The sequence below is a fragment of the Streptomyces sp. NPDC001348 genome (genome assembly GCF_053597535.1).
Genome location: NZ_JBSFIK010000043.1, coordinates 45,627 through 68,263, shown reverse-complemented (window position 1 = coordinate 68,263; position 22,637 = coordinate 45,627). Strand labels below are relative to the sequence as shown.

13 protein-coding genes are annotated in these 22,637 nt (G+C 71.5%); 8 read left to right on the top strand and 5 right to left on the bottom strand.

Features of this window, described 5'->3' with window-relative positions; genetic code table 11:
* The first annotated feature begins 78 nt into the window (after positions 1–78).
* The 3 genes from ACWC21_RS33485 (at position 79) to ACWC21_RS33475 (ending at position 3,372) form a co-directional block, all read left to right on the top strand.
* Positions 79–705 (top strand): LysE family translocator, encoded by a 627-nt coding sequence (locus ACWC21_RS33485; RefSeq protein WP_450887383.1) that lies wholly within the window; start codon positions 79–81, stop codon positions 703–705.
* Positions 706–790: 85 nt separating this feature from the next.
* Positions 791–1,561, top strand: coding sequence for a Clp protease N-terminal domain-containing protein (locus tag ACWC21_RS33480; RefSeq protein ID WP_450887381.1), 771 nt, complete (start codon positions 791–793; stop codon positions 1,559–1,561).
* A 119-nt stretch (positions 1,562–1,680) separates the two neighbouring features.
* Complete coding sequence (locus ACWC21_RS33475; protein WP_450887379.1) at positions 1,681–3,372, top strand: bifunctional 3'-5' exonuclease/DNA polymerase; 1,692 nt, start codon at positions 1,681–1,683, stop codon at positions 3,370–3,372.
* Here the strand turns inward: ACWC21_RS33475 and ACWC21_RS33470 are convergent, their stop codons facing one another.
* Both ACWC21_RS33470 and ACWC21_RS33465 read right to left on the bottom strand, forming a co-directional pair.
* Complete coding sequence (locus tag ACWC21_RS33470; protein ID WP_450887407.1) at positions 3,373–6,786, bottom strand: BTAD domain-containing putative transcriptional regulator; 3,414 nt, start codon at positions 6,784–6,786, stop codon at positions 3,373–3,375.
* Between the two features lie 416 nt (positions 6,787–7,202).
* Positions 7,203–7,931, bottom strand: coding sequence for an ABC transporter permease (locus ACWC21_RS33465; protein WP_450887377.1), 729 nt, complete (start codon positions 7,929–7,931; stop codon positions 7,203–7,205).
* Positions 7,932–8,151: 220 nt separating this feature from the next.
* On the opposite strand from ACWC21_RS33465, the gene ACWC21_RS33460 reads away from it, so the two are divergent.
* From ACWC21_RS33460 to ACWC21_RS33440, 5 genes are all read left to right on the top strand, one after another.
* Positions 8,152–8,841 (top strand): response regulator, encoded by a 690-nt coding sequence (locus ACWC21_RS33460; protein WP_450887375.1) that lies wholly within the window; start codon positions 8,152–8,154, stop codon positions 8,839–8,841.
* Between the two features lie 502 nt (positions 8,842–9,343).
* Positions 9,344–9,631, top strand: coding sequence for a hypothetical protein (locus ACWC21_RS33455; protein ID WP_450887373.1), 288 nt, complete (start codon positions 9,344–9,346; stop codon positions 9,629–9,631).
* Between the two features lie 544 nt (positions 9,632–10,175).
* A complete protein-coding gene (locus ACWC21_RS33450) occupies positions 10,176–11,468 on the top strand; it encodes a poly(ethylene terephthalate) hydrolase family protein (protein WP_450887371.1) in 1,293 nt (430 codons plus the stop codon).
* A gap of 242 nt (positions 11,469–11,710) precedes the next feature.
* A complete protein-coding gene (locus ACWC21_RS33445) occupies positions 11,711–13,123 on the top strand; it encodes an RICIN domain-containing protein (RefSeq protein WP_450887369.1) in 1,413 nt (470 codons plus the stop codon).
* A 196-nt stretch (positions 13,124–13,319) separates the two neighbouring features.
* On the top strand, positions 13,320–14,153 hold the full coding sequence (locus tag ACWC21_RS33440) for a hypothetical protein (RefSeq protein ID WP_450887367.1): 834 nt from the start codon (positions 13,320–13,322) through the stop codon (positions 14,151–14,153).
* 7 nt (positions 14,154–14,160) lie between these two features.
* Here the strand turns inward: ACWC21_RS33440 and ACWC21_RS33435 are convergent, their stop codons facing one another.
* The 3 genes from ACWC21_RS33435 to ACWC21_RS33425 are packed head-to-tail and all read right to left on the bottom strand — an operon-like array spanning position 14,161 to position 22,630.
* Entirely contained in the window at positions 14,161–18,690 is a 4,530-nt protein-coding gene (locus ACWC21_RS33435) for an AAA family ATPase (protein ID WP_450887365.1), read from the bottom strand.
* Complete coding sequence (locus ACWC21_RS33430) at positions 18,687–21,638, bottom strand: SAV_2336 N-terminal domain-related protein (protein WP_450887363.1); 2,952 nt, start codon at positions 21,636–21,638, stop codon at positions 18,687–18,689. The genes ACWC21_RS33435 and ACWC21_RS33430 overlap by 4 nt, the downstream gene beginning before the upstream one ends.
* Positions 21,635–22,630, bottom strand: a complete 996-nt coding sequence (locus tag ACWC21_RS33425; RefSeq protein WP_450887361.1) for an AAA family ATPase — start codon at positions 22,628–22,630, stop codon at positions 21,635–21,637. Before ACWC21_RS33425 ends, ACWC21_RS33430 begins: the two co-directional genes overlap by 4 nt.
* Between the last annotated feature and the right edge of the window lie 7 nt (positions 22,631–22,637).

The following is a 22,637-nucleotide window of genomic DNA, read 5'->3' as shown; positions in this document are numbered from 1 at the left end:
CGCCGTTTCGGACACCCCGGCGTCTCACGCCTCGAAAACCTGCCGTCGCGATCCGGTGCCGCGTCGAACATGCTTGGAATGATGGACACGACTCTCTACGCAGCTTTCCTCGTGGCAGCGTTCGCGCTCTGCGTCACGCCCGGCCCCGACATGATGTTCATCGTCGCGATGGGCGGCCGGGGCGGCCCCTCGGCGGGGGTGACGGCCGCCCTCGGGGTGGCCTGCGCGATGTTCGTGCACGCGGCCGCCGCGGCACTCGGACTCTCGGCGCTGTTCCTGACCCTGCCGACGCTCTACCACGTGCTGCGCTGGGCGGGCGCTGCCTATCTGCTGTACCTCGCGGTCAGGGCGTTCCGCGGGGGTGCCACGCCGGCCGGGGCGGACGGGTCCGCGGGCGCGGGGCGGCGGCGTGCCTTCTGGCGCGGGGCCGTCACCAATCTGCTGAACCCGAAGGTGATCCTCTTCAACGTCTCCTTCCTGCCGCAGTTCGTGAACCCGGAACTGGGACACGTGCGCGAGCAGTTCCTCGTGCTCGGCGTCACGATCACGGTGATGGGACTGCTGGTGGACGGCTCGATCGGGCTGCTCTCCGGCAGGCTCGCCACGCTGCTGCGGCGCAGCCGGCGGGTGGCGCGGGCGCTGGACCTGTTCAGCGGGACCGTGTTCGCGGGGCTGGCGGTGCGACTGGCGGCGGCGCCGAAGTAGGAGCCGGAGGTGGGGTCGGAGGAGGAGCACGAGCGAGTGTCAACTTCGGGTTGACGATGGCGGGGTGTCAACCTATGGTTGACACATGACGACGAACTCACCCGGCACGGCACCCGTACGTCTCGACGACCTCATCCAGGCCATCAAGAAGGTCCACACCGAACCCCTGGACCAGCTCCAGGACGCGGTGATCGCCGCCGACCACCTGGGCGACGTCGCCGACCACCTGATCGGTCACTTCGTGGACCAGGCACGGCGCTCCGGCGCCTCCTGGACCGACATCGGCAAGAGCATGGGCGTCACCCGGCAGGCGGCGCAGAAGCGCTTCGTACCGAAGGAGTCGGCCGACCTCGACCCCAGCCAGGGCTTCAGCCGCTACACCCCGCGCGCGCGGAACGCGGTCATGGCCGCGCACAACGAGTCGGTGGCGGCCCGCAACCCCGAGGGCCGTCCCGAGCACCTGGTCCTCGGCCTGCTGGCCGAGCCCGAGGGACTGGCCGCCAAGGCGGTCACCGCCCAGGGCGTCCCGCTGGACGCCGTGCGCCGGGCCGCGTCCGCCGCACTCCCGCCGGCCGCGGAGAACGCCCCGGACCTCGTCCCCTACGGCCCGGAGGCCAAGAAGGTCCTCGAACTCACCTTCCGCGAGGCCCTCCGGCTCGGCCACAACTACATCGGCACCGAGCACATCCTGCTGGCCCTGCTGGAGCACGAGAACGGGGAAGGTGTGCTCAGCGGGCTCGGCATCTCCAAGGCGGCGACCGAGGAGTACATCGGCAAGGTGCTGGCGCTGCTGCTGGAACAGAGCAAGGCGGGCGAAGCCACGGCGGAGGGCACCGGGGACGGCCCGACGGGCTGAGAACACGGGGGCGCCACGCCCCCGCGCCGAAGGCCGGAGACCACGGTCCACACCCCCGCGCCGAGGGATGGAACCGCAGCTCACCGCGATTGTCAGACCCCCCTGCCACACTCACGCCCATGACCGACCGATGGGCGCTCGCCCCGGCCGAGGACGGTGGCGTGGAGCTCGCCCCCCTCGGCCCGGACGGGCTGCCCGCCGGACCGGTGCGGCGGGAGCCGGATCTCGCCGGGGCGGTGCGGAGCCGCCCGGAGGTGACGCGCTGGGTGTGGCGGTCGACCGCCGAGGTCTATCCGCGTCTGCTCGCCACGGGGGCGCGAGTGGAGCGGTGCTACGACATCGAGGACGCCGAGACGCTCCTGCTGGGCCACGAGGGGCGGTACGGCGAGCCGCGTTCGGCCGTCGCCGCCCTGGCCCGCCTCCGGGGCGGCCCCGTACCGCCCGATCCCCCGCAGCGCGCCGCCGAACCCGGAGCGCAGTCCCCGCTGTTCGAACCGCAGGGCGCCCGCCTGCCGCTGGCGGACCTCCTCGCGGTCTACGCCGAGCAGCAGCGGCGGCACGACCGGGCCGCGCACCCCGACCGGATGCGGCTGCTGACGGCGGCCGAATCGGCGGGGATGCTGGTGGCCGCCGAGATGAACCGGGCGGGGCTGCCGTGGAGCGCCGAGGTGCACCGCGAGCTGCTGCGCGACCTGCTCGGCGAGCGGTACGCGGGCGGGGGTGAGCCGCGGCGCCTGGCCGAGCTGGCCGACGAGGTGTCCGCGGCGTTCGGCCGCCGGGTGCGGCCCGATCTGCCCGCCGACGTGGTGAAGGCCTTCGCGCAGGCCGGGATCAAGGTGAAGTCCACCCGCCGCTGGGAGATCGCCTCCCTCGACCACCCGGCCGTCGAGCCGCTGCTGGAGTACAAGAAGCTGTACCGCATCTGGGTGGCGCACGGCTGGTCCTGGTTGCAGGACTGGGTGCGCGGCGGGCGGTTCCGGCCGGAGTTCCTCGCGGGCGGGACGGTCAGCGGACGCTGGGTCACCAACGGCGGGGGCGCACTGCAGATCCCCAAGGTGATCCGGCGGGCCGTGGTCGCCGACCCGGGCTGGCGGCTGGTGGTCGCCGACGCCGACCAGATGGAGCCGCGGGTGCTGGCGGCGATCTCCCGTGATCCCGGGCTGATGGAGGTGGCCGGCCGGGAGAGCGACCTCTACCAGTCCGTGTCCGACCGGGCCTTCTCCGGCGACCGCGCGCAGGCCAAGCTCGCCGTGCTCGGCGCGGTCTACGGCCAGACCTCCGGCGACGGCCTGAAGAACCTCGCCCTGCTCAGACGCCGCTTCCCCAAGGCGGTGGCGTACGTGGACGAGGCGGCGCGGGCCGGCGAGGAGGGCCGGCTGGTGCGGACCTGGCTGGGGCGGACCTGCCCGCCCGTGGCGGGGGCCGCCGACGACGGTGCCGAGGAGGCGGGCATCCCTGTCACGGCACCGGACGACGAGTCCGACGCCCGCTCCTGGGCCCCCGGTCACACATCCACCGACGCCCGCGCGCGGGGCCGCTTCGCCCGTAACTTCGTCGTCCAGGGCAGCGCCGCCGACTGGGCCCTGCTGTTGCTCGCCGCGCTGCGCCGGACCTGCGCGGGCATGGCCGCCGAACTGGTCTTCTTCCAGCACGACGAGGTGATCGTGCACTGTCCCGAGGAGGAGGCCGAGGCGGTGGTGGCGGCGATCCGGAAGGCGGCGGACCTGGCGGGCCGACTGACGTTCGGACAGACGCCGGTCAGGTTTCCGTTCACGACGGCGGTGGTGGAGTGCTATGCCGACGCCAAGTGATCAGCCGTCCCCGCCGAGCAGTTCCCGCAGCTCGGTGACCACCGCGCTCTCGTCGGTGCCGTCCAGAGCGGCGAGCGCCTCGCGCCAGGCGCCGTACGCCTCCCGCACCCGCCCCGTCTCGCGCAGCAGGAACCCGTACTGGTGGCGGGCGAGGCCGCCCACGTAGCGGTCGGCGCGGCCGTCCGCGCGGCGCAGCAGTTCGGCGCACTCCCGCCCCGCCCGCCCGGTGCGGCCCAGCTGCCGCAGCGCGCGGACCAGGCCGAGCCGGGTCTGGGACTCCCCGTGCCAGTCGCCGTGTCCGCCGAGGATGCGCAGGCTCTCCTCGAAGTGAACGGCGGCGGCTGCCGGTTCGCCGAGTGCGAGATGGGCGTAGCCGATGTTGCAGTGCGCGGAGTGCTGCACGATGACGGCGCCGATCGCGTCGCCGATCGCGAGGGAGCGCCGGTGCTGCTCTATGGCCGCGCGCGGGTCGGTGTGCTCGTACAGGTTGCCCAGGTGGCTGTAGGTGATCGCCTCGCCGTAGGGGTCGTCGAGCTGCCGTGAGTACTCCAGGCTCTGCCGCAGCGCGTCCCCGGACTCCGCGTACCGGCCCAGTCCCTCGAGCAGCAGTCCCCGGTTGTTGAGGCTGCGCCGGATCCAGGAGACCCTGCCGAGCCGGCGCCAGATCGTCAGGGCCCGGTCGGTGAGGGCGAGGGCCTCGCCCTGCCTGCCGGTCAGGAAGTGCAGGCCCGCGAGGTCGCCGAGCGCGTAGGCCTCGGCCGCCTCGTCGCCGAGCCGCCGCGCCGCACCGAGGGCGGCCCGGCCGAGCACCTCCATCTCGGCGACCCGGCCGCTGCGCTGCACGTACGGGAAGAACAGCCGGACCAGGGCGGACAGATGCGCGGCCTGCCGGTCGTCGGACGTCTCGGCGTACCGCTCGGCCAGGGCCACGATGTTCGCCAGTTCCCGGTCGCCCCAGGCGAAGGCCTCCTCGGCGGAGCCGAAGGAGGCCACGGCCCGTACGTCCGCCGTGTGGGCGGGCGGCTGGGCGGCGGTCGGACGGCGGCGGTCGTCCTGGTCGAGGCCGGGTTCCACGATCGCGGTGAGGGTGCGCTCGGCGACGGCGGCGTACCAGCGCAGGGCGGTGCCGGCGACGGCCGTGTCCTCGCCGTCGCCGGTGAGTTCGCGGGCGAAGTCGCGGACCAGATCGTGGGGTGCGTAGCGGCCGTACGCGGTCTCCTCCAGGAGTGCGACGTCGACCAGGCGGTCCAGTGCGGCCTCGGCCCGGCGTTCGTCGGTGCCGGTGAGGCGGGCGACCAGGGCCGCACCGTAGGTGGGCAGGTCCAGGGCACCGATGCGGCGCAGGACGCGGGCCGCGTCCCGGTCGGTCTCCCGCACCGAGGCGGCGAGCGCGTCGTGCGCGACCGCCAGGGAACGGCGGACGCTCAGGTCGTCGTACTCCAGCTGGTGCAGGCGGCCCTCGGTGGCGGCCAGTTGACCCGCCAGGACGTCCGGAGTGAGGGCGCGGCGGGCGGCGAGCCGGGCGGCGACCACGCGCAGGGCGAGCGGCAGGCGGCCGGTGAGCTCGACGAGGGGATGATCGGCGCCGAGTCCGTCGCGGCCGGAGACCGTGCGCAGCAGCTCCGCGCTGTCCTCGCCGGTCAGCGGCCCGAGCGGGAAGCGGCGGGCGCCGTCGAGAGCGGTCAGCGGGGAGCGGCTGGTGACGATCACCGCGCATCCGGGGCCGGCCGGCAGCAGCGGCCGTATCTGCGCGGCGTTCGCCGCGTCGTCCAGCACCATCAGGGTGCGGGTCGGCGCGAGCATCGAGCGCAGCAACGCGGCGGCCGCGTCAGGGTGTTCGGGGATGTTCCGGGGGTCGGCGCCGAGGTCGCGCAGCAGGGTGCCGAGGGCCTGGGCGGCGGGCAGCGGGGACATGCCCGGGGTCGCACCGTGCAGACTGACGTACAGCTGCCCATCAGGAAAACGTTTCCGCAGCTCATGGGCCACATGCAGGGCCATGGCACTCTTTCCGACGCCCGCCATGCCGCTGATGACGGCGACGACGGGAGTCCTGGCGTCGCCCCCGTCCGCACCGGGTGCGGTGAGGGCCAGGCGCAGGTCGTGGAGAACGTCCCTGCGGCCGGTGAAGTGGGCGGGCGGCGGCGGGAGCTGGGCGGGCCGGGGCGTCCGGGCGGCCGGGACCGTGTCCCCGCGCGTAGATACGGGGTCGAGCGACGGGCCGGCGGTGCTCTTCCCGGACGGCGAGCCGTCCTCCCGGCCGGTGTGCGCGGCCCTCACCTCGGTATCCGTCCGCTCGCCGCCCGGGCGCGGCCGGCGCGGGCTCCCGCCCCCGTCCTCGAACGGGCCTTCACCCGTGGACGGGTGGCCCTCGTGCGGACCCCCGCGGGGGCCCTTGCGCGAACCTCCGTACGGATCGTCGTACGGGGCCTCCCCCGGGCCGCTCCCGGCGGCGGCCGGGCCCCCGGTGTCCCGCAGCACCTCTATGTGGGCGCTGCGCACCGCCGGGCCGGGCTCGATGCCGAGTTCCTCGACCAGGCGGGTGCGCAGGTCGCGGTGGACGGCGAGGGCCTCGGCCTGGCGTCCGGTGCGGTGCAGCGCGAGCATGAGCTGACGGTGGAAGGTCTCGCGCAGCGGATGCTCGGCCACCAGGGCGGCCAGCTCCGGCACCAGCGCGCCCAGCCGGGGCCCGCCGAGGCCCAGCTCGGCGTCGTAACGCCACTCCAGCAGCAGCAGCCGTGCCTCCTCCAGTCGCTGCACGAGGGCGTATCCGCCGAGTTCGGCGGGCAGGCCGCTCAGCGGCGCCCCTCGCCACAGCGCGAGCGCCGCCGTACAGGCCCGCAGCACACCCGCCCAGTCCCGGCGGCCGTGCGCGGCCCGCGCCTCGCCCAGGCGCGCGTCGAAGACGTGCACGTCCAGTTCGCCGTCGTCGACCCGGAGGCGATACCCCGGCGGCACGGCCCGCAGCCGCTCGGGGTCGTCGAGGAGCCGACGCAGCCGGGTGACGTGGTTGTGCAGCGAGGCCTGCGCGGACGCGGGCGGCGCGCCGCCCCACAGGGCGTCCTTGAGCGAGTCGACCGGCACCACCCGGCCGGCCTCCAGCAGCAGCGCGGCGAGCAGGGCGCGCAGCTTGGGGCTGCCGATCGGCCGGACCGAGGGGGCCGAGCCGCTGCGGTCACCGGTGTCATGGGGGCGGGCGTCGTGGACCAGGTCGTCGACGTGGTCAGAGGCGTCGTTCGCGACGTCGCTCGGGGTGCCGTGTGCGGTGCCGTTCGCGGTGTCGTATGTGGCGGGCGTGGCGTCGTCCGTTGTGGCGGGCGTGGCGCCGTCCGTGCCGTTGTACGAAACACCGTACGTCACACGGTCGTACAGAACGGGCGGTCCCAGCAGTCCGAACCGCAGCTCGCACCGCCGCATCACGCCGTTCACTGCCTTCCCATGCGGTCGTGGCCGACCGTGCCCCGCGGCGGGCGCCCCGCCGTCCATGGCGGAATCCCGCCCTGTCCCCGACGGTTTCCCGCCACCTTTCGTCTATCGGTTACCGCCGGAATCCGCTACGGTTCCGGGCTACTGCCGCTGCCGTCCGGCGAATTCACGCCATCCGGCCGGCAGCCGCCGGAAGAACCGCTGACCACATGTTAGCGATCCGTTGGTGCGCCCTGATGTGATCGTGTCATCGGATCCGGCCCGACGACGCGCGCGTCGGACGCGTAACTCGGGGGAGTGTCGCCGCAGGCCGGGTCCGGGGACGCAAAGAGGACCTCGGTCGTCGGAGGTGAACGACCGAGGTCCTTGTCCCGCTTCTCCTCCCGCACCGCCCGGCGCACATCCGCTCACTCGGTGCGCAGTGCCCCGACGGTGTCCCTTCCAGCCGCCCACCCGGCCGGCAGCAGCGCGCCCGCGACCGCGACAACCGGACCGCCGAGGGCGAGCAGTGCGAGCTGGGGCGCGTGGTAGACGGCGATGAACGACCGGGGCAGCGTCAGACCGACCGCGTCGCCCATCAGCGGAGTGACGTACCGGTGCAGGGCGACCCCGGCCGGCACCGCGGCCAGACCGGCGAGCAGGCCGATCCCGGCGACCGAGGTGACGATCATGGTCACGGTCTGCCGGGGGCTCATCCCCAGTGCCTTGAGGACGCCGAGGTCGTGGACGCGGTCGCGGGTGTCGAGGACGACCGTGTTGAGGACCCCCAGACCCGCCACCCCGACCAGCATCAGGGTGAGCGTGCCGATCAGCGCGTCCATGGCCGCGATCGCACCGGACGTGTCCCGGGAGTTCGCCATGGCGACCGCACCGGTCGGCCGGAGGGCGGTCCTCAGCGAGGCGAGGTAGTGCGCGAGGTCCGTCCCCGGCTTCGTCCGCACCTGGTACCGGCCCGGTGTCGCGTCGAGGCCCAGGTCCGCGAGGGTGGAGGTGCGGGTGAGCAGCCCCATGCCCTGTCCCTCGGTGAAGAACGCCTCGCCGACGATCCGCACCGAGGTGCGGCGTCCCTGCTCGGTCAGGGTCACCGTGTCACCGACGTCGATCTCGGCGGCCCGCAGGAAGCGGCGGGTGACCACCGCCTGACCCGGGCCGTCGAGCCAGCGCGCCCGGAGACCAGGCGCGGGGCACCCCAGGAGGAATCACCCTGGTACGCGACCACGGTCGTGGCGCCGCTGATCCCGGACGCGCTCACCTCCGCCTGGGCCGTGCCGTAGAAGCGGGCGGTGCCCGGCTGGGCGCGGAGTGCGGCGGCCACCGAGCGGTCATCCCCGCCGCGCGCCCGACCGGGGAACTCCCATGACCCGGCCACCACGCGTGGTGATCGCCGATGACCAGGCACTGGTCCGGACGGGCTTCGGCATGATCCTGGCGGCGGACGGGATCGACGTGGTGGCCGAGGCCGCCGACGGGGAGCAGGCGATCGACGCGGTCCACCGCACCGGCCCCGACCTGGTCCTGATGGACATCCGGATGCCCGGCACCGACGGCCTGGAGGCCACCCGGCGCATCCCGTCCGGCGCCGTTCCCGAGCCACCCCGCGTGATCATGCTGACCACCTTCGACCTCGACCGCTACGTCTACGCCGCGCTCACCGCCGGCGCCAGCGGCTTCCTCCTCAAGGACGTCACCCCGGAACACCTGGTCGCCGCCGTCCACCTCGCCCGCAACGGCGACGCCCTCCTGGCCCCCGCCATCACGAGGCGCCTGGTGGAGCGCTTCGTCGCCCACGGCGACCCCCACTCCCCCGCACTGCACCGCGACCTCACGGCACTCACCCCCCGCGAACTCGAAGTCCTCCGCGCCCTCGGCACCGGCCTGAGCAACACCGAACTCGCCACCCGGTTCCGCCTCAGCGAGGCCACCGTGAAGACGCACGTCGCCCGCATCCTCGCCAAACTCCGCCTCCGCGACCGAGCCCAGGCGGTGGTGGTGGCTTACGAGACGGGGCTGATCGTGCCGGGGGCGGGTGGAAAAACACCGCAGTAGTCGCCCGTGACGACCCGCGGGCTCGCCGCCGTACCGGACCGGAACCGGCCTGCTCCCGGCACGAACCGTCCTGTGCCGGCTCGTGCCGCGCGATGCCGTTCCACAGATCAGCGCCGCGCGGCAGGCTGCCGCCTCCGGCCCGGGGCGGCTTGCCCCGCGCCGTCCGCTTGCTCCGCCCGGCGCCCCGGGTGGATCCCTATCGCACGCCGCTCCGTGGCGTGTACCTGTGCTAAGCGTCCACACCGCCAGGACCCGGTGTGCATGGAATGTCCGGTTACCTGGCCGCCCGTTCCGCCCTGAGGCACGAATTCGGCATCCACACGACACCAAGCCTCGCCCCTGACCAGAACGCCCGAACCGGTCCCTGAGCCGGCGGGACGACAGGCCGCCGAGGCCCCTCGTGCGCAGCCTGACCGGCCTCGGTGGACCACGGAGCGCCGCTTGCTCGCGCTGGTCCGAGCACCGCGCAACCGCGGACCGAAAACTTGTCAATGTGCGAGCCATGACAGCTGATGACCATGAAAAACCTGGTACGGAGAACGAGTTATCCGCATCTCCTTGGAGCTGGGGTGGTCTGGGTCCGGTCGGCGGCTTCATCGTGCTGCTCTTCGGACTCGGTCTGCTCCTGTGGGCGTTCCCGGGCCGGTCCAGCTCCAGCCCTTCACTGATCTACCAGGCGGCGAAGGTCGTGGCGATCGGCCTGGTGGTCACCGGTACCACTCTGATGGCGCGCCGACGCGACTCGTCACAGCGTCCCGACGCGGAAGCAGAACCTGATCCACGGTCATGACTCGTCGGCCCGAGCCGGATCTGGCTCGCGCCGGTGACCGGACGGCCGCGCGCCCCGCGCCGCCCCGCAGCCCCCGCCGCCTTCGGGATTCGAACCCGAGACCTGCGCATCAGCAGGACTGCCGGGACCGTGCTGCCCGCCTGCCCACCGAATCCGGCCTTCCGAGCGAGGGAAGGCGTCTGCACGAATCCCCACAGTTCGACCAGCCCCTGGGCCATGACATGGGATCTCTACGCGCGAGATCGATTGTCCTGATCGCGTGGTTCGACTTCAGCGGTGCCCGAACCAGCTCTTGAGGTCGACGCATTGCTATGACACGTTCCACCCAGCGGTGGACGCGACCGCGTCATACATCCCATCACCGAATCGCCTGATCTTCTCTGTAACGGTTTGTGAGCGCCAAGAGGCAGGCGACACTCACCAGTCCCACGGGAGGTTCACCATGCGAACGTGGAGATCGGCGCCAGGAGGCGCAGAAGCGGGCAGGGCGGGAACGGGGCGGCGGCCGCGGACGGTTCGGGCGGCGACCGCGGTGGCAGCCGTCGTGGCCGCAGTCGCGGCGATGTTCGTGGCGCCGGCGTCGGCGTCGGCCCGCCCGGTGTCCGACGCGGCCGCGCCGCAGGCCGCCCCGGGCAACCCGTACCAGCGCGGCCCTGATCCCACCGTGGCCGGCATCGAGGCGTCGCGCGGTACGTTCGCCACGGCACAGGTGAGTGTGGCGCCGGGCAACGGGTTCAACGGCGGGGTGGTCTACTACCCGACGGACACCAGCCTGGGCACCTGGGGAGCGTTGGCGATCGTGCCGGGCTACTCGGCGCGGTGCGCCGACGAGGAGGCCTGGATGGGCCCGTGGCTCTCCTCGTTCGGGTTCGTGGTGATCTGCATCGAGACCAACAGCCGCACCGACGGGGCCGATGCCCGAGCCACCGAACTGCTGGCGGGGCTGAACTGGCTGACCAAGCAGAGCCCGGTCAAGGCGGAGGTCGACCCGAACCGGCTGTCCGTACTCGGGCACTCCGCGGGCGGAGCAGGAGCGATCATCGCGGCGGAACGCCAGCCGTCGCTGAAGGCGATGATCGGCCTCGCGCCGGGATTCCCCGGCAACGGCCTGAGCATGGCCACCGACACGGTGCCGACTCTGGTCATCGGCGGTCAGAAAGACACGGTCGTCACCCCGTCGTACCTCAGCAGTCTGTACGCCACACTGCCGAGCACCACGCAGAGCGCTTTCGCCCAGATCGCCGGAGCGGACCACGTGTACTACACCCGTCCGAACAACGTGGAGATGAAGCTGCTGATCCCGTGGCTCAAGGTGTTCGTGGACGACGACACCCGCTACACGCAGTTCCTCTGCCCGGCCCTGCCGGATCCCTCCACCATCTCGGCCTACCAGCCGAAGTGCCCCTACGTGCCCCCGAACGGCCCGACGCCGCCGCCTGCCGGCGGCGGGCCCGTCCACGCGGTGGGTGCGGGCAAGTGCCTGGACGTACCGAACCTCAGCACGACAGCGGGCACGCAGACGGACATCCACACCTGCAGCGGCGGGGCCAACCAGGCGTGGACGCGTACGTCCTCCGGTCAGCTGACGGTGTACAGCGGCAGCTCGGCCATGTGCCTGGACGCCGCCGCGCAGGGCACCAGTCCGGGTACAAAGGTGCAGATCTGGCCGTGCACCGGCAGGTCGAACCAGCAGTGGAACGTGAACGCGAACGGCACGATCACCGGGGCACAGTCCGGGCTGTGCCTGGACGTGACCGGCGGGTCCACCGCGGACGGCGCCCTGGTCGAACTGTGGACCTGCAACGGCGGAACCAACCAGCACTGGACACTCGGATAGCCCGATAAGCGGCGCCGCTCCACCCAGGCAACCGCATGGCCAGGGCAAGTTCCCTGAAGGCGTCACGACCGACGACCGGCAGGGACCCGCGACCGTACTTCGCCTGAGTGACGTCCCGGCGGACCGCAGGAGACACGAGTCCGCCCCGTGAGCCGACGGCGAGCCTCCGAAGAGACTGTAGGCACGGAAGGGACGACCCGGTGGGAAACCCGATCGCCAACACACGTGGAACGCCAGCCACGATGACCAGACTGCTGGCGGTGTTCGCACTCGCCGCAGGAATCCTGGCGGCCGGCCCGAACCCGGCACATGCTTCCACATCGCAGTTCAGAGGAGTGAACTGGGCCGACCAGAGAGACAACTTCGTCAACGGCGTACTGTACCCGTCCGGTCTCGGTGCGTCGGACACCTACTCATCGGCTTCCGCCGCGGCGGACCAGATCGTTGGCCAGATGTACGCGACGACGGGCGCCAACACAGTGCGCATGCCTATCAACGAGCCCACTGTCGCCGGCTACTGGAACACCTACACCGGGGCGATCGACACGGCCCTCACCAAGGGAAACGTGATCCTCGCCTACTGGGCGTACACCGGCGGCAAGCCGGCGAGCACTGCCGGGTTCAACCAGATGTGGGACAAGGTCGTACAGAAGTACGGCTCCAATCCCAACGCCTACTTCGAGGTCATCAACGAGCCGTACGGTTACAGCACGACCAGCCTGGACGACATGTACAGCGGATGGTTGGCCAGGTACCCCTCCGTGCCGCGCTCCAGGGTGATCCTCGACGGCGCCGGGCTGGCCCAGAACGTCGCGGCAGTCGGTCGCGACAGTCGCCTGGACGGCACTTTCCTGGCGGTGCACGACTACTCGTTCTTCGCGGGATACGAGGACGAGACCGAGTGGGCGAACCACCTCGCCGGATACATCGGCGGATACGCCGCCCGCACGATCGCCACCGAGTGGGGCGGCCCGATGGGCCCGGGCAGCAAGAACGGCGTCCACTACAACACCATCGACTACAGCATTCCCAGTGGCTCGTTCTTCGCCGACTACGTCCGGGGCGTCAGCAGCGAACTGCGCACCCTCGGCATGGGGAGCGTCTACTGGCCGGGTCTGCGCGACGGCGACTGGTACAGCATGACCAGCAAGAGCGGCACCGGCTCGGGCATCAAGCTGTCTCTGGTGAACGCCTCGGGACTGACCCGCCTGCAGTACGCCTGGGGGATCGGCAACGGCGGCGGCACATATGTGCGGATCACCAACGCCGCCACCGGCCTGTACATCGACGGAGAGGGCCGCACGACCAGTGGGGCCACCGTCGGCGAAGCCAGCGGCAGCAGCAACCGGTACGAGCAGCAGTGGACCGTCGAGAACGATGGGCAATACGTACGCATCAAGAACCGGGCAACCGGCCTGTACCTGGACGGGGCAGGCCAAACTCCGGACGGATCCGCGGTCACCCAGTACGGTGACAGCAACAGCACGAGCCAGCAGTGGTCGGTGCTGACCGATGCCGACAACGTGCGCATCAAGAACCGCACCACCGGCAAGTACATCGACGGCATGGGCCGCACCGGCGATGGATCTGATCTGGGCCAGTGGAGTGACAGCAACAGCACGAACCAGCAGTGGCGGATCGTAGCCGCCGGATGACCACCACCCCGCATCGCCTGCCACGTACCAACGGCGAGCGCTTCAAACGGCGCCGGCAACGCTGCACGATCGAGACCTTCGAGGCACCCGGCACCTGACCCCGGCAGCACCGACGCGCAGGCGATCCCGCAGTAACTGGATTGCTGCTGCCCTACGCTGAGGTCCACGAGGATGCTCGACCATCACGGGGGATTCGATGCTGGTAGGTATTCACGGGATCCGTTGCTACCGCTACCTGGCACAGGCCGGCAGCACGGAGGGAGCCGCGCGGGCGTTGGCAGCCGAATGGGGTGCGGCGTTGGGCGCTCGCTACGACGGCGTCACCTACGAGGAGGGGGGCCTCGACGCGGCCTATTACGCGCATCTGCTGCATCTGGGGACGCCCCAGGGTACTGCTGAGGACGCGGAACTTCTCGGGGCGACAGGACAGCAGATGATCGCTGACTGGGCGGCGGCGCTCGGCGCTCCCGACGAGGTTCTCATGGGCCGGGCCGGGCTGCCGGTGCGTCAGATCGCCGAGTGGATCGCCCGTCGGCACGGTGATCTGGCCAGGCGGGTGGTGGTGTTGTTCTGTCGGGAGGCCGACACCTATCTCGCCGACCCTGCTTCGCGGCGGCGTACAGATGTACGGGAGGAGCTGCACCGGGTGGTGGAGCGCCGACGCCCGCGGGTGCTGCTCGCGCATTCGTTGGGCAGCGTGATCGCCTACGAGGCCTTGTGGCACCGGCCTGTGGACCTGGACCTGCTCATCACGCTGGGCTCCCCTCTGGGGTTGCCCGGGGCGATCCGTGACCGGTTGTCTCTGGGGCCGGGCAACGAGGATCGGGTCGGGCAACGACCGCCGGGCGTGCATCGGTGGGTGAACGTCGCGGACATCGGCGATGTGGTGGCCATCCCTCGTGATCTGCCTGCCTCTTTTCCCGGTATCGACGTCCACCATGAGGTGAGCCTCGGCCTGGTCGCCTCCCACAAGGCGACGAGCTACCTGTCCGTGCCCGAGGTGGCTGCCGAGTTGTCGCGCCTGGACTGATCTGCCTTCAGGGTCCGTCGGCGCGGCGCAGGACGAAGATCTCCCATTCGCATCCCAGGACGATCTGGTCGTCGCGCACCAGGAGCGACTGCACTGCACCGGGCACGCCCAGTGTGGCGACCGAACTGTCCGAGAACGGGTTCCAGACGTGGACGGCGGCGTCGTCCGCGCAGACCACCATGGGCCCCTCGGGCCCCGAGCCGCATGCGATCGCGTTCACCCCACCGGCGATGGGCAGGGCTTCCCCGTATGGCCGCATGTGCAGAGGGTCCGAGAGGTCCCATAGCCGAAGGGTGCCGTCCTGGCCCCCGGTGACGGCGAGCGGAACGCCGTCGTCCGTCGTCATCCAGGCCAACGCGGTGGCCCAGCCCTGATGAGCCTGTACATGCGGAACCAGCGGCAGTCCCGTGGCCAGGTCCCACAGGCGCAGAGTCCCGTCGTCGCCGCAGGACAGCACGGTTGGCCGGGCATCCAGTTGGATGCAGACCAGTGCGTTGACCCCGCCGGTGTGTCCGGCGAGCGGCAGGCCCCTGCGGGAGCGGCTTTCCACGTCCCACAGGTGCAGCCTGCCGTCGGTGTCCGCGGACACCAGCACCGGCCGCCCTTCGAGAGACGAAGCCGCCAGCGCCTGGACCGGCGCAGTGGCGGGACGGAATTCCGGCCCGCAGGGGATGCCTTCGCGGAGGTCCCAGACCCGGGACAGACCATCGGCCCCAGCCGTGACGATCAGGGGGCGCTTGAGCCCGTCGATGACCACCAAGTCATGCACGGAGACCGGTCGTCCGGCCGTCGCCCCGGCGTGTCCGGTCTGGACCGACGGGCCGTACGGCGTTCCCTCCGCCAGATCCCAGCGGTGCAGCGTCCCGTCGGCACCGGCCGAGACGAGCACGGTGCGCTCGTCGAGTTCGGCATGGGCGATGGCGGTGACCCAGGAGGTGTGTCCGGGCTCGGGGGCGGCACGAGTCCGTCCGGGCGGTAGATGCCACACACGCAGTGCCGGGTCCAAGCCCGCCGACACCAGGACGGGCGGCGTCGCAGGTGGGCGGGCGAGAGCGGTCACCGCGCCCATGTGACCGATGAACCGGCCCTGTTCCGTGCCGTGCGTAGGATCCCAGATGCGGATGGTGCCGTCACTGCTGCCGCTCAGCAGGCGGGGCCCGGAAGCCTCCTCACCGTCTGGCATCCGCAGTCCGTCCTGAGAGCCGTCCTCGTAGGAAAGTGCGTAGACGGGACCGTCGTGCGCACTGGCCGAAGTCATGCGCAGCGCGTGCGAGGTGGCGTCCCAGAGGCGCACGCGGCCGTCCTTGCCGCCGGTCACCACGCACAGGCGGTCCCCTACGACGGCGAGGGCGAGGGCGGTCACGCTGCACGGGTGGCGCAGATCCGGAATGGCTGTTTCGCCGAGCGGTGCGCAGAAGCGGACCGTCCCTTCGTCGTCGGCCACGACCACGAGCGGTCCGTCGTCGCCGGACAAACAAACAAGAGCGGTGGTTCGGCCCAGATCGGTGCGCAGCTTCTCGACGGACAGTTCGCCCATGAGATCCCACAGCAGCAAGTGCCCGTTCTCGTCAGCCGTCGCGGCCATGGTTCGCCCCACCACGTCGACGCAGGCGAGGGTGCGTACGCCGCGCGCGCCGGGAAACAGCGGGGTTGTCGTGCGCAACGGCTCCAGCGCGGGCAGGGCGCGCACCTCCGGGACTCCGTCCGCTGCCACGACCAGGACCACAGGTTGCCCGCCGCGTTCCGTGCAGGCCAGTGAACGTATTTCGCCTCGGCCGGGATCGACGGATCCGCGTACTCGGCCGTGCCGGGCTTCCCACACCCGCAGACGCCCGCTCCGGGTGCCGGTGACCACGTCGGGCGACCCCGATGACGGGGCCGCGAGTGCCGTCACCCGGTCGTCGGGCAGGGGCAGGGTGAAGGCATGGGCTGCGCTGATCCTGCTGGCGGTGGCCCACTGTGGTGGCCACGGCATCGGGCTGCCCTGCCCCGGGCCCGGCCGGGCCAGCCGGTCGGCGAGGGTGCGGGCGCCCTGCCGTACGGCGTCGATGGCCAGGATGTGCCGGCGGCCTTCGTCAGAGGTTCTGCGGTGGACGTGTGCGCTGGTGCGGTAGACGGTGGCGGCGCTGCGAGCCGACTCGGACACGGCATGGCCGAGTTCGGGATCGAGCCGGTCGGGGTCGGCATGGACCAGGAAGCCGGGGTCGGCGCAGAGGGCGTCGAAGCAGCCCGCGTCGATGGCGTGCTGGGCAAGGTGACGGCGTAGATAGTCGTCGAGTCCGGCCCAGCGCAGGCTCTCCGCGGTACCCGATGCGCTCAAGGTGCCGAGCAGGGCTTCGTACACCGTCTGTTCGGCGGTCGCACCGGGTGCTGGGCGGGGGCCGGACCTGGCCTGGTCGCGCAACTCGTCGGCGATGCTCTGGTGCAGCAGCCGGTACAGGGCGGTGCCGCGGTCGTCGGGCACGGTACGGAGGAAGGCGCGCAGTTCGTCGAGGAGGTGCACGACTTCCGCGGCGTGGTCCTGGGGGCCTTGCGCTACCGGACAAGGCGTGTCGTTGTGGTCCGGTGAGGTGGCGTCGGCAGTCTTCGACGTGTCACCCGGGTTGTCGAAGGCGTGGGCGATCGCGGTCACGAGTGCCACCGGCAGGCCGTCGCCCTGGGCGAAGGCAAGGGCGGTGAGGACCGGGCGCAGCAGATGGTGGGCGTGGTCACCGGAGAACTGGAGGTCCAGCAGGCCAGGCAGGTCTCGGGGAACCCGTTCGCCGAGTCGGCGTGCCGCTTCGGGGTCGTCCAGGGCGGGTGCCACGTCCTCCTGGAGGACGTAGGAGGTGTAGAGCGCTGTGATGAGGTGGGGTCCGGTGACGGGGGAGGGATGCGGATCGGCCAGGGTGCGTGCGGTGGCGGCTGCGAACTCCGTTGCGTGCTCGTTCCGTTCCGGGCCCAGGAGTCGTTCGATGTACGACCGCAGGTCCGCTTCCAGTGTGTCGTGTCCGATGGAGTCGAGGTCGATCAGGTCCCCAGTGGTGCGCGCGTCGGAGATCAGCGGCAGGAAGGGATCCTCCTCCCGTGCCGCCAGCAGGACTCGGCACAGTGGCAGCCCGTCGGGCCGGTTCAGGGTGGTGAGGGGGTGGAGCAGGTCGCGGACGAGTGACACCGGGTCGCGGGCCTCATCGAGCGCGTCGAGCACGATGACGGGTGGCGGGTCGGTGCGGCGGCTGAGCGCCTCGATCAGCCGGCGGGGGTCCGTCTCCGGGGCGTCGGCCGAGGAGCCGGCCCATCCCGGGTCGCGAGCTCCGGTGCGGTGTACCAGGGACCGCACCACTTCGGCGAGTGTGCGCTGACGGGCGTGCACGGGCAGTGGGGCGGAGGATGCGGTCACCTCCCGGCCGAGGGGCTGCCACAACGTCCGGGTGTTTTCGCGCAGTTCAGGATGGGATGCGCACAACAACACGCCCAGGAGTGCAGACTTGCCTGATCCTGGACTTCCGGTGACCACCATCAGCCGGCCGGGACCGGCTTCGTCCTCGAGCCAGCCTGCAATCCGTTCGACCTCCGCCGCCCGTCCGGTGAACAGTCCCTGCCAGTCGGCCGCTCCGGCCGGGAAACCCGCGCCGCCCTGTGCATGGCGGCGGAAGTGGTCGGGGTCGGCGACATCGTCGAGGAGTGAAAGGGCTGCCCCTGATGCGGTGGAAAGCGAGGTCTGCCGTACGACCGCCTCGTGGAAGACGGGGTTGGGCAGGAACGGCAGGTCCGGTCCTACCGTGTCGAGGGCACTGACGGTGATGCGCTGGGCGAGTCCGCCCCGCGCCTCGGTGGCTCTCTCCAACTGCTTGCGTACCTCGTCGGCGAACCAGTGGAAGCCGATGTGCCGGCTGCCTGGATCGAATTGCAGTCTCCGCTCCGCCAGTGCGGTCAGGACCTCCGCCACGGCTTCGCTGAAGCGGCCGTCAACCGCCATCTCCGCCTCGGCCGCGGCCGCCATGACCCAGGCGCGATTGGATCCGTCCAGCATCCGGCGCAACTGCCACTCCAGACGGGTGGCGGCCCCGGAGTGGCAGAGGTCCAGCAGGAACAGCACAAGCGGGCGGCCGGGGAAGTCCTCCACCGCGGAGAGCCAGCCTCCCACCGACGTGCCCGGGGTGTGGGTGCTGTCGCATCCCAGGACGTACAGGCCGGTGGGTCTGACCACCCCATGACTGACGACGTGGATGACGAGGACGTCGTCGGGACCGGTCGTGGACAACAGTGTGTGCACGGCGTCGCCGAGAGCCTCGGCCGTCGGGCCGTCCGATCCGTTCTCGGGGGCCAGTTGCTCGCACCGGTACCCGAAGCAGGGCGCCTGCAGAGCCGAGGCGACCGCGTTCACCCGCTCCACGGCGAACAGCAGCGGATCGGGACCCTCGCCGTCAAGGCCGAACTGCTCGTCGGGCGCGAACCACGTCACCCCCACGCTCAACGCGCTGCGCACTGGCCCGTCGGTCGGCGGTTCGGGCGGGGTGGGGCCGTCAGAAGAGGTGGTTCCGGGGGCGGCGGTCATGGGCCTTGCTGTCTCTGGTCCCGGGCGGTGTCCGACGTCATCTGCGACAGGAGCTGGGAAAGCTCCGTGTCGGCTGTGCCATCGTGATCCGCGAGCCGTTCCAGGGCCAGCCTGCCCCAAGCGAGAGCACCTTCGGCGTCGCCGTACTCGGCGAGGAGCCGCACCTGCTCGCGCACGGCTTCGTGCACGGCCGGATCAGCGTCACCGAGGGCGCCCATGGGCTCCAGGTGCCGCGTCAGACTGAGGATGCCGCTGTTGTCCCCGGCGGTCCGGGCGGCGGTGGCGCGCCAGGTGACGAATGTGGCCCGTGCCAGTCGCTGCGCGGCGACGACTTCCGCCGCCTGCATGTGCTCCCGTCGCACTCGCCGGACCACGGCCGGGACGAACACGTGCGACCCGTCATCGGTGATGGTGACCAGCGCGGCGTCTGCGAGAGCGGTCACCGCCGCGTCGTACGTCCGCGGTAGGGCCTGGGTGAGGAATCTGGTCGGTACGGGGCCTGCGGCGAGTACCGCGCACAGGTCCAGCAGAGGCGCGGCTGCCGGGCACTCTCGCACTGCGTGGGTCTGAGCGAGCGCGCACACCGTGGCGACCGGGTCATCGAGTGGGGCGGCGGGCTGTGCGTCGGGGTCGGGGTCCGCACCGAGCGCGGTGAGCAGGGCATCGGGCGTCGACCGGAGCAGCAGACCTGCCGAGATCGCCAGCGCGAGAGGGACGTCGTCGAGCCTGGCCGCGATGCGCAGTGCGACCGGAGCAGTCAGCCCGCACACCCGGTCGAGCAGGAAGCGGATGCTGGTGGCCCGCTTGAACGGCGGGACGGAGTGGGACACGAACCCCTCCGGCCAGCCGCCGTCTGCCGACGTGACCAGTACGGTGCCGGGCCCGTCGGGCAGCGATGCGGGAAGATCATCGGGCCGGGCGTCGTCCACTACCAGCAGCCAGGTTGCGGCGGTCTGCCCGGCGGTGGCCCGAAGCAGTTCGGGCAGTTCACGTCCGGTGGAGGGGCGTCCGGCCGTCACCCAAGTCACATGATCGTAGGCGTGGCCGTACATCGCGACGTACCGGGCTGCCGTCGAGGTGGTGCCACCGCCCTCACGGGCCGTCAGCACCGTGCCCGCCCCACGCCCGCCGAACGCGCTGGCGTGTATCTCAGCCAACAGGTCGTCCCGGTCGAGCAACACGCCTACCGGGGGCACGGTGCCGTTGACGCGGAGGGCCCGCTCTCCCGGCACCGCCGTCGTGCCGGCGGCATCGGGCCTGTTCGCCCCGGGCGGGGCCGACTCCTCCAACTGCCGGGCCAGGCCCTCGTAGCGTGGACTCAAGTGGCGCAGAGCCTGTGCGGTGACGATGGCGAAGGGGCGTACCGAGCGGGCGGCATCGACGGCGACCGCGTCGCCGTCCAGGAGGGCCGTGAAGTCGGTGGTCGGGGTGCCGGAACGCTGCAGGCGGCCGAACAGCCATTCCGTGACACACGACAGTGTGTACAGGATCTGGGACTGCCGCGCTCCGTCCAGCAGAACCTGGCGAACACCGGGGCGGAAGTCGAACGCGACGGACAGCGTTTCGTCGGCGGGGCTGTCTGCGTGGTCCTGGCCGGCGCGGGTGACCAGGCCGGTGAAAAGGATCTCGGTGAGCACCGACGGTCGGCTGTTTCCACACACCGCCTGCTGCACGAGCCGCATCACCGGCAGGCTCAGGGGAACGGCTGCCAGATGCGATGCGAGCCGGATAGCCGTTGGGCTGGCGTGCTGGGTGAAGTCCCGGACCAGGTCCTCGGGGGACGGCGTCGGGCGGTCAGTGGGGGACGGGCGGTCCGGCGCCGTGGCGGCCGGGGACGCCGGGGACGCCGGGGACGCCGGGACCAGCATGGCCAGGGTGTCCCAGGCAGAGGTCTCCCCACTGACCAGGGCTGCCCAGGGTCCCAGCCAGCGCGGGTCGAGTTCCAGCACGGGGACGGCCATGCTGCTCGCCGCGAACGAGTGTCTGGCCGACGGGGTGCCACCCAGAGGGGTGACGCCCAAGCGGGCGTTGGGGGCACCGGGCATCCCAGCCCGCAGCTTTACTTCATGGACGTTCAGTGCGCTGCGTTGCCACATACGACGCGGCAGGAGTTGTACCAGCGCGACCGGGCCGTACTGACCCCAGGTGTGCAGGAGGCGCTCCAGCGTGCCGTCCGCCCATGACGGGCTGACGTAGTCGGAAGCCACCAGCACGATGCGCCTGCCGGTGGGGTCCACGATCTCCAGAGGGTTCCGGTCCAGGAGACGCTCGCCACGCCCTGCGGTGGGCGGGCGCAGCACGATGCCGTGCGTCGGGATCTCCTCGGTGGGCAGAAGCCACTGCTGCACGGACCGAAACGCTCCGACGCTGCCCAGGATGGACAGGAACTCCTCGACGGTGTCGCCCCAGACCGCCATGGATACCGAATCGTCCACGACCACTACAAGGTCCAGCCAGCGGCTGGGTGCCGGGAGCAGCACGGGCGACCACTGGGCGGTGTCGACGATGCCGTCCACCGTGGCCTCCTCGTCCAGCACGGTCACGTCCCACGAGGGGACCTTGCGGGTCAGCGGGCGCAGCGATCGGGCGATGGCCAGACGCTGCGGCACGGCGGCCGGGGCCGGCACGCGTATCGGTGCGGCTCCGGTGCCTGCCAGGGCGGACCGCGCCTCGGGCAGGTACAACGCCTTCCGCCCGTCCGTCCCCGCACCCGTCACCCTCTGTTCCAGCGCCGGGACCGGGGCGGCCGATGGCGGGACTCCCGGCGGTGGTTGTTCCACCGGCCCCGGTGCGCCGTCCGACCTGGCCGTGCCGACAGGGCGGCCGGCAGGTCCTGCCGAGGAGGCCGGGGGGCCGAGGCGTTCCGCCAGCCATAGGGCATCTGCCAACTGCTCGGCCTCGGGTGCCTCCCCCGCAAGCCGCAACAGTTCGGCCAGTTCCCTGATCACGTGCCAGGACCGAGGGGTCTGAGCAGCAACCGCACCAGCTCCTCGCGTCTTTCGGGGACTCCGTCTCCGATGGAGAGAAAGATGGCGTTGAGGAGCTGGTCGGTGGAGAGCAGTCCTTCGGCACGGTTACGGAGGAACGTCTCGATGAGATCCTGGGCGCGGACGGTGGCGTGCCGGCCGAGGTGCGCCTCGACGATACGAGTGAGCTTCTCCATGTCCGGTTCGGGCAGATCCAACTGCACGCAGCGACGCAGGAAGGCCGGGGGGAAGGCACGCTCGCCGTTGCTTGTGATCACCACCAGCGGAAACTCGGTGCACCGCACCAGCCCGCGGTCGATGGGCGCGAAGACACCGGGATCATGGGTCATGACCTCTACAGTGGGCTCCCTGGTCAGACGCACCAGTTCGGGGAGCTCGAACTCCCCTTCCTCGAAGACGTGCAGCAGGTCGTTCGGCAGATCGATGTCACTCTTGTCCAGTTCATCGACGAGGAGCACCCGCGGCCGGTGCGAGGGCAGCAACGCCGTGCCGAGCGGCCCCAGCCGAAGATAGGACCCGATATCGGAGGTTTCCTCGGCCTGCACCAGCCCGTCCTGCGGCTGTGAATGCGCAGCTGCTCGCCGGCCGGCCTCCCGCAGACGCCCGATCGCGTCGTAGGTGTACAAACCGTCTTTGAGTGTCGTTCGGCTGGTGACCGGCCAGACCAGCACCCGGCCCAGACCGAGTTCACGGGCCACGTGATGGGCAAGGGTGGACTTGCCCGCTCCCGGTCGGCCGGTGACCAGCAGCGGTCGGCGCAGCAACAACGCCGCGTTGACCGCTTCGACCGTGGGCGAGTCGGTCTGATACACGCCGGCCCGCGAGAGTGAACGGCCACTCACAGGGCCGTCCTCCTGCCTGTGGGTCATGTCGCGCCACGGTGGCGGCGCGGGGAGTCGGCTGATCCCGTCGTGGGGCTCACCGTGGCCCTGGTAGATGCGCCATTCCTGCACGTCGTCC